The following is a 12,633-nucleotide window of genomic DNA, read 5'->3' on the forward strand; positions in this document are numbered from 1 at the left end:
TTTTGCACAAAAGATATTCACCGTCTGACCAGTTATATCCTGTAATTGTATTATACTGTTTTAACAGCAAAAAAATATGTGCCAAACGGCACATATTCAGAAAAAAGTATTTATTTGTCGTCATTTTTGTTATCAAGGATTACAATTCCCGCCTCTCTTGCCTTTACGGCAAGCTCTGTTCTCGACTTAAAGCCTGTTTTTTCAAGCATATACTGTATATAGTTTTTGACAGTACCGGGAGCAATGTAAAGCCTTTTTGCAATTTCCGTGTTTGTATCGCCGCTTGTCAGTTCACGCAAAACCTCAAGCTCTCTTTCCGTAAAATCCGTACTCATTGCATTGCCGAATCTGATTTCGGGAGTTGTGTCGGGAAACACACGCTCACCGTTCATTGTTCTGTCCATAAGCTCAATGATAGGTTCGGGACTTACCTCTTTGTACCAAAAGCTGTCAACCCCTGCCAGTCTTGCCCGCTTCAGGTAGGAATATTCAGGCATTGAGGTAACTATGATTATCTTGATTTTCGGGAACTTCTTTTTAATTCTTTCAGCCGCCTCAAGACCGCTTGCACCCATGGCCGTACAAATATCCATTAAAATCAAATCAACATCTGAATTTTCGCAATGATAATCCGCCATATCGGCATTGCTGATTGAGCCTGCCAGCGTATAGCTTTCACTTTGATTTACATACATTTCAAATAAAGTTCTCGGCATTGACTGATCTTCAACTATCAGTACTCTTGTCATATTGAAGCACCTCACTTTTTGGAATTGTGATTTCAAGAACAAAAATTTCGGAAGTCGATATTTTCATGCTTCCGCCGATTTGCTCCGCTTTTTTTCTTACGGAAGAAAGTCCGCCGCCCTCGTTAATTTTTCGGGGAGGTTTTCTGCCGTTATTCTTGAATTTAAAGATATAATTTTCACCGTCGTCAAGACTTTCAAGAAGCATTTTATCCGCCTTGGCGTGTCTTGCGGCATTGTTAAGACATTGCAATGCTGCAAAGGTCAGCACCCGTGCAACCGCATTATTGTCTGTCGGAAGATTGCCGGCTATTTCAAGCGTTATGCCCACCAGCCTTGCGGAATTTTCAATATCCTTAGCAAAGTTTTCGTCTTTGCGGTCGTTCTCTGCGGTGTTTAAAACAGCAATATTGTTTCTCCACATTTCAAGCAATTCTTTATTATTTTCAGGCAGATTATTGTTTTCGAGATACTTTCTTGTTGCTATGAGAGTGCTTCCGAGCCTGTCATGAATTATCTCCTTTGTGCGGAGAATTTCTTCTTCTCTTGTCAGGTCACAGACCATTTCATTGTATTTTTTCAGATGAACATTAACCTTTTTCAGCTCGCCTATCTCATATTCCAAAATTGAAGTCAGCTTCGTAAACTCTGTTATGTCGGTTGCGACAAGCTGAAAATATGACTTTGAAAAAATTTCCGTTTCCGACAACGAAAAGCTGAAAACTCTGCCGTCATTTAATCTGACTGTAAATGTTCCGTCATTTTCATATTGAGAAACCTCTTTTATCTTTTCTCTGAAAGGCGCTGCAATGTTAAGCGATTTACCCGTAAGCTCAAGGCATATACTCTCCATAAGGTTATTTTTCAGCACAACAAGTCCGTTTTTATCAAAATAGCAAAGTCCGGCAGGCAGACCGTCAAAGCTCTCCTTGATTGACATTGCGGAAATATTGTTGTTCCTGCAGCGGTGAAGCCTTGCCGTTATGTACACAGACATTGCCGTGCAGTATGCTGTTATACCGACAGACAGAGCAAACGGCATTCTGCCGAAAAATTCAGCCATTATGTTAATTGAATTGTCATAGTAAATTTTACTCAGAATCTGAGTGCTTACCAAAAACATTGCCGATGAAATCACCGCAATAGCAACAGCCGAAACCGACCTCCACAATTTGATTTTATACAGAAAAGACACTGTTGCGTTGTGGATTGCCATGCAGGTAACAACAAACTGTACGCTCATCAGTGCAACGCAAATGAATGAACGCATTTCAAACACGGGAGTCATATGCCGTCACCTCCGCTCTGCATACGAACAAACACAAACAGCGTGTCGCCGTCATATTCCGTGGTGACATTTCCGCCGAGTTTTGTAATATCGTCAAGTAAATCATCGGGAATTTTCATTTCATTTTTGCTGTCACAATTGATTTTTAAATCAATAAATTTATTATCAGCCTTTAAATTAAACAGCAACGCATCTGTGCAATTCATTTTGAGTCTTATAAATTCTCCGATAAATTTGAAGATTGCAATTGACTTTTCAGCGGATATTTCTCCCGATACATTGCTGAAAAACGAACAGGAAATTCCGTAAACAGAAATGTACTCGGCAAGTTCTCGGATACTGTTTTCAAGCTCAAAAGCATTCAGCATTTTTCTGCTTTTTGCCATAATGAACAGATTGCTTATTCTCTTGATGTAAACATTCACAACACAGGCACGGGCATAATTGACCGAAATATCTCCGCTGTTATTTTCAATGTTTTTGAGTATATTTTCAAGGTCGCAAAGCTGCGGGCGGATAAATTCGGTTATGTTGTCATAGAGCTTGTTCTGTTCGGTTACTGCCGCTCTGCGTTTTTTCAGCTCTGCCTCTGATTTCAAGATTACATTGTATTCTGAAATCTGTTCCTTAATCTCCGAAAGCTCTCTGTTAATTCGGTTAATTGCCGATATGTCTTCCGTCCAAACTGCCTTACCGCCTTTTATATTATGCTTTTTAAGAATTATATTTTCATCAATCACAACGCTGTTACCGTTTTTCAGAACAACATTTTTTGAAACATTTGCCGCATTTTTTGAGCGGTATTTCATATTGCCCTCATTGTCAAATATGAGAGCGTTAAGATTTGACGCATTGAAAAAATTGCCGTAACCCGTATTTGACGGCACAAGACCTATCTGAATAAGGCTTTCCCATAAAGCAATTGAGGCAAAACAGAACACCTCGGGAACATTGTAAATTCTGAGTCCCGAATATCCGTGATTCAGATTGTTCCAAACGGTATAAATTATTGCGACAAGAATTATTACAATCGGAATCCACAGCTTTTTGCGTGTTGCGGAAATTCTGCATTGATTGATTGAAAGCACAATTGACGAAAGCACAAGCATAAAAATCCACACTACAATTACATAGTAAACAGGACCGTAACTGTATTGTTTGTTCCAATTGTGAAAATCGGGTTCAAATACAAAAGCAAGCTGATGAAAATCGTTTGTCATAACAAGCAGCACAAGAACGGCGGCAGGTATAATCAAAAGATATTTTCGGTTATTTGTATTTTCAGGCTTACCGATATTCAGCGTTGCAAAAAACATCATAAGCGGCAAAAACACCATTGCTATGTAATATGAATACCAAAGGTACCGTCCGTATGTGTTGATGTCGGCAGGGCTGTTGTATTTTATAGCACGAAGAGCCATCCACAAGAGCATAAGCGTTGCGGATATCACAAGGCAGATTCTTATATTCTTCTGAACAATGCGATATGAAACAGACACACCCCAGCCTATAATAAGCCCCGAAAAAATAATAACATCAAAATTTTCCATATAATTATCTGCTGAGGAAGTAAGATGAGAAAAAATTCTCACCGCACCGCCAAACAGGAATATAATTATCCCGATAACAGTCAGAAGTTTTGTTTTGTCTACTTTGCGAACCATATGCCACCAACCGGTTAATTTTAAATAGATTTTATGTGAACCGCCAAATTAAGATTGTATCACTTTATTACATAATAACACAAAGATATTGATTATACAATTGAATATCTTCTTAAAAAACAAAATTAGGGTTGATAAATTCCGACTCTGTATCAATATCGGCACCGACAGACAGAGTCATACTTTCAGATGAAACACAAAGACCCCTTATGACAATTATTATGATATTGCCATAAGGGGATTATCGTTTATTCGTTTTTACTGCTGTTCATAAAACAAATCTGCTCAGGTTTAAATTTTGTTTCTTCGTTTTTTCATATAGATTACAGCTGCGGCAGAAATTATCAGAGCGAACAAAATTGCTGTCAATATTATTCCGCCTGTTTGAACTGTGTCTGCGTTGTTGTTGATTTGAGTGCCGTTGCCTGAGGAGTCAAGCGGGGTTGTTTCAGATGCAGCCGAATCTGAAGAATCAATGGGTTTTGTTTCAGATACAGCCGAATCCGAGGGGTTCGGTGCGGTCGGTTTTGTCGGTGTGACAGCTGAATTGTCAACGATTACATTTGCGGTATCGGTAATACCGTTTGTCGCTGCAGTAATGACAGCTTTACCCTCCTTATGACCTGTAACAACACCAAAATTGTCAACCGTTGCTATGCTTTCATCAGATGAAGTGTATTTAATCTTACTGTTTATCTGTGAAGCAACAGGCTGAACAGTCTTGTCAAGTTTTTGGGACTCATCAACCTTTACGGCAACATCGTCTATGCTCAGGGACTGAACTTTTTCCGGAACAGGCTTTGATGTAAGTCCGGGATAAAATTCAGAGATTACATTTATATCTTCCTCTGAATTGCGTGTTTTCCAATTCTTTTCGTTCTTATCGGAAATCAAGCATTCAAGATATGCCGTATCGGTTCCTGTCTTTTCAAACACCCGTGAAGGGATATCGTCGGATATAAAGCAGACCTCGGCAGTATTTCCGATTTTGACGCTGTTTATCTTTTCTCTGCCAAAGGAGGTGTAAATCGGATTTTTCGCCTTATAGCCGTCCTCCATTGCTTTACACATTTCTTCAACATCATAATCAACAAGCCTTACATAATCTCCGCCCGAATAATCTTCATTGCCCTTATTTTGAACCGTTGCACGAACGAAGAACTTAGCGTTGTCGTTATCATCGGTAATCAGGTTGATTTCGGACAATGTCAATGATGTAATGTCAAGGTCTGCACCCTGCTTGAAACTGAATGAATCGGAAACGAGCTTTTCTTCTCCGTTTTCAGTTACTGTGAAATACATTGAAACCTCGTCTGCTTTCTTATCATCGGGAAGAGTGTAATAGAAATCAAAAACTTTTGCCTCTGCCGAAAGCCATACGCTTTCCTTTGTACTGTCATAAGCTTTTCCGTTTACATACAGTGTTACGGTTACATTTCTGCCCGATTTGATGCCAAGATTTTCAGCGTGACAGGTAACATTGACTGTTTCACCGCCCGTTGGATAATCGTTGCCGAACTCAATTGCATCTATCGCCTCAGGCATATGATATTCGGAATCCGTATTATATTCGGAAACAACAAACATATTGTTTACATATGTACAACCCTCATCCGTAATCTTTCTGTCAAAGGCATTAAATGCAGTAAGCAGGTCGCCGTTTTCAAGAACTACCGCTGAGAAATTGCCTTTATACAGACCTGAGTTTTTGCTTCCGTAAATACCGTTTTCTGTAAGATAGGTCTTGCCTCCCCAGTAACCGTTAAGCAGATATATCGGGTTGTCAAGTTTTTCGGTAATCGGATTTGAATTTTCGTCATACATAAGGACTCCGTTGGAATCGAGTTTACCTACTTCCGTAACCTTATCAAAACGGTTGAAAACAAACTGCCTTGCCCATATTTGTTGTTGATTGCTCTCGGTTGTTGTCCACAATGCGTAGATATCACCGCTGCCGTTTGTGAAAACCGAGAAGTCATCGTTTGTGGTATAATCGTCTTTTTCGGAAATGAAGTTAGGCTCAACATACGAGTCGCTTATCTGTGAATATCCGTCTGCGTCACTGTAAAGTCCGTTTGTAAAAATGTTGGTAATATTCTGATAAGCATATGCTCCGTTACACTTGTAGAACAACAGAGTATTCTCAACACCCTGAGTGTTTATGTTAATGAACCTTGGATTAGCCGTAACATATCCGTCCTTTGTAAGACGCATTGGATTCGATGATGTCATTTTTCCGTTGTCCATCTTAAAGCTTTGGATATAAAGAGAATTGTTTGTTTCAAACTGCGATGAGTCAAAATCGCTTTCAACCTCAAATTTATCAATAGAATCAAGCGTAAAGCCGTATGTGTCGGAGGCAACATATGAAAGCAAGGTTTCGTCACCGTATGAAACGGCGTCAAAATATTTGAGATACTTTCCGTTGATTGATAACGCCTCTCCTGCCGACCATTTTCCCGTTTCCGCACTGTAGGTGGATGTGAGCAAAGCGGTTGGCATTGACTGCAGCTCCTCAATAGTGGTATCAAGGGTAACCTTTTCCATGTTCATTGACTGGTAGAACATCTGTACAGAATTGCTCTTGCTGTTGTACACAACCTTCGGCATCATATACAGCTGCTTTTTGCTTTTATCCGATATCACCCTATAATCGTGGAATTTGCCGCTTTCCTTATTATAGAAAATAGTTGCAATGCCGACTGAATTCAGCAAATCACGGTTATTGCTGCGTGACGCTATCATACACTTGTTCCAAGCGATAAGGATATCATCTCCACAGTCCGTCATAACTGCGTCGTGGTCTATTTTTTCGTAATCCTCTGTAAGCTGTGAAATTTTTTCAGAGGTTTCTTTGCCGTAAGCGTCTTCAACCGCACGCTTTAAAAGTGAGCCTGAATCAACAATGCTGTCAGATTTTTCATCATAGATATAGAAATGAAGAACATTATCCTTAGATGTTGCAATATCTGTTGATGTACTTACGATAAGATATCTATCATTGCCGATTGAAATAATTTCTGGATTTACGAGTGTGTCGGTTGACTGCACAACCTTTTCTTCGGTCGCATTTTTCGGAACAGTCAATTTTTTGGAGGTTTCTGCTGTTGAAACAACCATATCCTTTATCGTTGTATTTTTAAGCAAATCAGTTTCAATCTTAGACTGAAGCCTGCTCAAATTCATAACATCATTTGAATCGTCGAGAGTGTTGAACATTTCGGTTGTAAAGAAGTTGTCGCTCCAAGACGCTTTAAGGAACAAAAGTTCAAGCGTTATACTGCCTGACATTCCGACAGTTCCTACTCCTCTGAGATAATCATTGAATTGGATATCAAACTTAAAGTCAACACCGCCCGATGCAGAGAGCAAGCCGTCAAAGCCAACGCCGACACCCGCTCCGAGTCCGATTTTCAGTTCATATACACCCTGGAAGGTTGAAGCGTTTGCATCATCGAGCTGATCGATAGTAAGAGCAACCGATGAACCTGTTTCACCGTCATTGTTTGCAAAAATGCCCATATAAATGTTCACATTGATTGAAGCCGTAAAATATGCAAAACACGGAATGTAGCACAGCACAAACGGCATACTCACTCTTATTGAACCGCCTGCACCTGCAATAAACAGGTTTCCGACAAAATTCCATTCGCCGTTATCGTCAACATAATAGTTGCCCTGATAACACAATGTAATGCTGAACGAGAGCTTTACCGCCGTTTTCATATTCAGCGAGTCGGTAAGTGCTTGACCTATGGCGTTTTTTGGAAGACCTGCGGATGAATTGTTGGCTGTATCGTAACCGTCCAATATGTTTCCGAGCTTTTTCGCCTTATCAAGAGGACCTGCCGACGCCCATGTGCTGTCTTTTGAAGCGGCATCTTTCAGCTTGCCGAAGCTTACTCCGATTGTAAGTGTATTGATTTCGTGACCGTCCTTGTCTTTTCCTGCCGTACCTGAATTGATAATCGGGGTAAAACCTTTTAATGAAACAGTAGGACTTACATTGCCCAAAACAGGGATAGGCTGAGCCATTGTACTCGGCGCACCCACATCAGGCGCATAGGTTATTGTATCTATTACCGAGGTTGCAACAAAGTTGTATCCTGTATCAAACTTTCCGTAGCTTGAATAGATTTCGTTTGCATTACTGTCGTAACCTTTCCATAACATTTCAACATAAAGCCTGTCGCCCTGCTTTACCATTTCCGAAAGTGTACTTGCCCAATGCGAAACTGTCTGACCTTTTTCAAGCTCAACATCATATTTGGATTTTATTCCGTCCTCATTTTCAATGCTCCAGCGAACAAGATTGACAGGTTTGTCGGCACTCTGTCCCTTTGTGTTCAGCGACAGGTCAAACTGAACGGCATTTGCGGTTATGAGTGTAATTGTATCGCCGTAAACCGTTCCGTCCGAAGAAACTGCGTTAATCCTTGTGGGAACAACACCGTTTGTTTTATACTGCAATTTTAGCTGTGCTGTTATACTTGTTTCATTACCTGATGAAAGATAGTCAGCCATATTGATATCGCAAATATAGTAACGGTGGTTGAAGAATACCAACGCTCTGTGGATTTCGTCCTTTGATGCCGAAATTTTTACTATTTCGGAGTTTTCACCGTTAGGATTTGATTCAAGACAAAATTCACCGTTCTCATCCGACACAGCCGAATAGCTGTCCATCGTAATCTGTGCTCCGCTTACAAGGTTGTATGTATCGGTTTGGCTTGTCGGCGGATTTATAACCGTACCCTCCTGCAGCATTGTTTGTCCGTAGAAGTTAAAGGTTTGATAATCATTGCCTGTTTTTTCAAAGGTCAATGTAATATGGTTATCATTGACATCGTAAGGGTTTTGTATTGCAAAGAAGAAGCTGTTTCCGTAATAGTTTTTTGTCTGATGCGACGCACTGTCGGTATAGCTCCACCTTGCACGGTAGCCCTTGTCAGGCTGAGCATAAAAAGTTATGATTTCATTTACCGACATATTATTAAATACAGTATCGGTTACACCGTCCTGTGCCGAGTAGCCTTTAAGTGTAACCGAGCCGTCGGAGTTTTTGACTGCATACTTTCCGTTTTTGCCGATAAAATCACCGTTGTCGGGATTTGTAACCTTTAATACAGTTGTTGTGTCAGCAAGGCTGAAATTCGGAGTCACCGAAAAATACAAATCCGAAAGCTGTACATCAACTGAAAGAGTTCCTGTATTTTTGGTTATAATATCGGCAGTTGACAGCAAATTATCCGTTGACGCCGCCCTTGTGTCAAGCTTCATATTCCAAAGATGTGACGAAATTCCATCGGCATATTCAAAATTGAATTTAAGGGTATCCGCAACAAGGTAGTTATTTGTATTCTCTCTCGGCTTAGTCCAGCTCAGCGTACCAATATGCTCGTTTGAATAATAGAATTCACCCTTGCAGTTTTCATTATCGACAACAAATTTCTGTCCTGTTGTTTTTGTGTTGTCAAAGCTTTCAACGCGCAAAGAAGAATTTGACACCGTATACACAGGCTGAATTACTATCTTCTTATCCTTTATATATGAAGCATATTTTTCAAGAATTTCAGAGGTAAGAGTAAACGAATCGCTGTCAAGCTTATAAAGCTCAGAATGATTTGATGTTTTTCCGCTTTCACAGAAATACACACCCTCAAGCTTTACCAAGCCGTTAAACTGAGTGTCAATAGCCGCAGAAACAGCCGATGTTTCATCTCTGTAAATATCAAAGGATGCACCTGTGTTTCTGTCGCTGTCATGCATAGACGCAGGGTCAACCAGAAGAACATTTTTTGCGACCTGTACATTTGAAAGCTTGCCGTCAACATAAATTGCCGTAGTGTCAGGCTCAATAATGCTCAGGTTATATTTTGTCATATTCAATCGAAGATTGTGGTTAAGATTTTCAGCACCGCGATTATAAACCTTGTAACCGGCATAACCCACTACTGCACCCTTGTGAAGAGCGAGATAGAGATAATGATCTCCCTTAACCTGATTCTGATCAAGATTAGCTGTTCTTTGAATAAACGAATCGCCGATATTTGTCATATTCCAGCAACCGCCTATACCGCCGAGTTCATGCACCCAATCATAGTTAGAGGTATTCGACTGAAATTTATCGGTATCGGCAACATAAAAAAGTTGGTCGTCAGACGCTGTTGAACCGCCGAAGTTATCAATTGCAATTGTGATTGAATCAACACCGGTAAAGTTAATTTTTTCTCTTGAACGGGCTGAAACGCAGTTATTCTTACTGCTCCAGTTGTTATCGTATTCAAGCTTCATATCAGCACCGTCCGCTTTATATGCGTGATTCTGACTGCCTGTACCTCTGTCCGTAGCGGTAGCAACATCAAACTGTGAGGCGTCAATTATCTGAACTCCTCTTGTGCCTGTGTTTGTGTCAACCATTGAAGATGAAACATATTCTTCCGAAGCCGTTAGAGTGGTTAGATGTCTTTCCTCTGCGGTTGTCATATCGGTAATGTTCACTTTTTTTGTCTGACTTTTACTGTCGGCAACGGTTATGTCGTCAAGACACACATTAAAATATGTGCCGTTTTTTGCACCGTCAAGCATTGTAACCGGAATTTTAATTTCAGACATTCCGGGAGTAAATTCAAGCGGCATTTGAACAGCATTGTATGCCTGACCTGCTTTTGCGGTAGCGGATTCGGTTCTTATTGAAAATGTACCCGTAGTACCCATATTACCGGTTCTTTTTACGGTAACATACGCTTCATCGCTGTTTGGGTTTACGCTTGTATCGACAAGCTCAAGATATGTAGGGGGGATTTCCCTGTCTTCAAGTATTGTAAAGGCACAGCTTGTCTGAGCGCCTATACTGCCGCCCTTTGGATTGCAAAGATTCAGTGTAAATTCAAGATTTGCCGTAACTTCGTCCTTTTGATGAGTCTGAATATATACGGTCTTAGATTTTTCACCGTCTGCAAAATTAAGAGTAAACTCACTCGAAGTCGGCATTACTTCATTAAGAAGATAGTCGTTATGCTTGCTCGCATTTTTACGCACCTGCTGAGTATTTTCATCATTGTTTGACGGATAAATCCTCTCGCTTTGAGTGTGCGTTGCAATAAAGCTGTATTCCTCCATGTCGTAATAGGGATTTGCTTCACCGTCAACGGGCGTTGAAGAGGATTTATTATCAAGAAAAATCTCATAATCAACACCGTAACAGGCTGTCAAATCGACTGATTTTACCGTAATTGAAGCCTCGCCCTTTGTTCCGCCCTCTCTGAACACATCAACAGCATAAAATTCGTCCTGTTTAAGCTGTGACGATGAAAGAGGAAACATAAATGCACCGTTTGGATATTCGGACTGCGCCTCTTTGTTTTCCGAAAGATAACGCTTTGCAAGCTCATCATAATCATACAGCCGTGTAAAATCCTTGTCGTTTTCTTTTGCCGTAACCGATAACGATGATATACCGCATAACAAAACCGACAGGCTAAGAATCAAAGCCAGACTCCTTTTGCCTGCTTTTTTAGCATTTTTTACTACGCTCATTACAATTGCACCTCCTGATTTATTGAAACCTGTTAATATTATTTTGCTTAAATTTTACCACATTATACACAATATGTCAATTGCATTGCTGTAATTATTGTACAGTTTTTGAAATAAAAGTTATTTTATAATAATCTTCACAAACAACAAAAAGCACCTTACATATTCGTAAAGTGCTTAATCTGCTTCTTCTGTTTTAACCGTTCTTGCTCTCGGCTTTTTGGGAGCGTCAGACTTGACCTCTAAAAAACCGCCCCTTTTACGGAGCGGTTAAGATTTATGCAGGAATATATTCCGATTTTCTCGGAATTTTTAAAAAAGAATTAACAATAGGTAAATCAACATCATAAACGGCGGTTAATTTTCGCAGTAGCTTCCGCCTTTTCACTGCTGTAAACCCTACTTTGGAAAGTGAGTGAAATTAAATTTCATTCCTGCCCTCAAGAGCCTTTGCAAGGGTGTATTCATCGGCATATTCAAGATCGCCGCCAACGGGGATACCGTAGGCAAGCCTCGTCACCTTTACACCAAGTGGCTTTAAGAGCTTTGAAATATACAAAGCCGTTGCGTCACCCTCAACAGTCGGATTGGTTGCCATAATGACCTCTTCAACCGATTCCTCGTTAAGCCTTGAAAGCAGTTCTTTTATAGTAAGATTGTCGGGGCCGATACCGTTAAGCGGCGAAATTGAACCGTGGAGAACATGATAAACGCCCTTAAATTCGTGGGTGTTTTCAATTGCCGTAGCATCTCTCGGAGTTTCAACAACGCAGATAACGGAATGATTCCTTGCGGGATTTGCACACACGGGACAAAGGTCTTTGTCTGTAAGATTACAGCATTTACTGCAATAGTGAATCTTTGTGTGGGCATCCATCACCGCACCTGCAAGCTGTTCTGCTTCAGTCTTTGACAGATTGAGAACATAATACGCAAGCCTTTGAGCGGTTTTGTTGCCGATCCCCGGCATTCTTTCAAACTGCTCCACCAAATTTTCAAGCGGAGCAACATTATATCCCGACATAATCAGAACATTCCCGGAATGTTAAGTCCGCCCGAGATTGTTTCCATTTTGCTCTCTTTTTCCTTGGCGGCTGCTCTGATTGCTTCATTTGCGGCTGCCATAACAAGGTCTGCGAGCATTTCTACATCTTCAGGGTCAACAACCTCGGGTGAAATTTCAACCTTTGTAAGTTCCATTTTGCCTGTCACGGTAACCTTTACCGCACCGCCGCCTGCTGCTGCCTCATACTCTTTTGCCTCAAGCTCCTTTGATGCTGCCTCCATATCGTCCTGAAGCTTCTGAGCCTGACGGGCAAGCTGCTGAATGTTGTTTGCTCCGCCGCTGCCGTAACCCTTTGGTAATCTTGCTTTCATAATTTTATCTTCCTTTCGG

6 protein-coding genes are annotated in these 12,633 nt (G+C 40.7%); all 6 read right to left on the reverse strand.

The window, feature by feature from the left end; genetic code table 11:
* Positions 1–110: 110 nt before the first annotated feature.
* A complete protein-coding gene (locus tag QDI94_RS04880) occupies positions 111–749 on the reverse strand; it encodes a response regulator transcription factor (RefSeq protein ID WP_101028576.1) in 639 nt (212 codons plus the stop codon).
* On the reverse strand, positions 727–2,034 hold the full coding sequence (locus QDI94_RS04885) for a sensor histidine kinase (RefSeq protein ID WP_278867648.1): 1,308 nt from the start codon (positions 2,032–2,034) through the stop codon (positions 727–729). Before QDI94_RS04885 ends, QDI94_RS04880 begins: the two co-directional genes overlap by 23 nt.
* Positions 2,031–3,698, reverse strand: coding sequence for a histidine kinase N-terminal 7TM domain-containing protein (locus tag QDI94_RS04890; RefSeq protein WP_278867650.1), 1,668 nt, complete (start codon positions 3,696–3,698; stop codon positions 2,031–2,033). The genes QDI94_RS04885 and QDI94_RS04890 overlap by 4 nt, the downstream gene beginning before the upstream one ends.
* Positions 3,699–3,989: 291 nt before the next feature.
* Complete coding sequence (locus tag QDI94_RS04895; protein ID WP_278867652.1) at positions 3,990–11,237, reverse strand: Calx-beta domain-containing protein; 7,248 nt, start codon at positions 11,235–11,237, stop codon at positions 3,990–3,992.
* 421 nt (positions 11,238–11,658) lie between these two features.
* Complete coding sequence (gene recR / locus QDI94_RS04900; RefSeq protein WP_101028580.1) at positions 11,659–12,261, reverse strand: recombination mediator RecR; 603 nt, start codon at positions 12,259–12,261, stop codon at positions 11,659–11,661.
* Between the two features lie 2 nt (positions 12,262–12,263).
* Positions 12,264–12,614 carry a YbaB/EbfC family nucleoid-associated protein gene (locus QDI94_RS04905; RefSeq protein ID WP_101028581.1) on the reverse strand — a complete coding sequence of 117 codons (351 nt, stop codon included), beginning with the start codon at positions 12,612–12,614 and terminating at the stop codon, positions 12,264–12,266.
* Between the last annotated feature and the right edge of the window lie 19 nt (positions 12,615–12,633).

It is taken from the genome of Ruminococcus bromii, from assembly GCF_928721825.1.
Lineage (GTDB): Bacteria > Bacillota > Clostridia > Oscillospirales > Acutalibacteraceae > Ruminococcoides > Ruminococcoides bromii.

Bases quoted from the DNA above. Each gene is read 5' to 3' on its own strand.
- QDI94_RS04885 (WP_278867648.1), bottom strand. From the start codon at position 2,034: ATGACTCCCGTGTTTGAAATGCGTTCATTCATTTGCGTTGCACTGATG.
- QDI94_RS04905 (WP_101028581.1), bottom strand. From the start codon at position 12,614: ATGAAAGCAAGATTACCAAAGGGTTACGGCAGCGGCGGAGCAAACAAC.
- QDI94_RS04895 (WP_278867652.1), bottom strand. From the start codon at position 11,237: ATGAGCGTAGTAAAAAATGCTAAAAAAGCAGGCAAAAGGAGTCTGGCT.
- recR (WP_101028580.1), bottom strand. From the start codon at position 12,261: ATGTCGGGATATAATGTTGCTCCGCTTGAAAATTTGGTGGAGCAGTTT.
- QDI94_RS04880 (WP_101028576.1), bottom strand. From the start codon at position 749: ATGACAAGAGTACTGATAGTTGAAGATCAGTCAATGCCGAGAACTTTA.
- QDI94_RS04890 (WP_278867650.1), bottom strand. From the start codon at position 3,698: ATGGTTCGCAAAGTAGACAAAACAAAACTTCTGACTGTTATCGGGATA.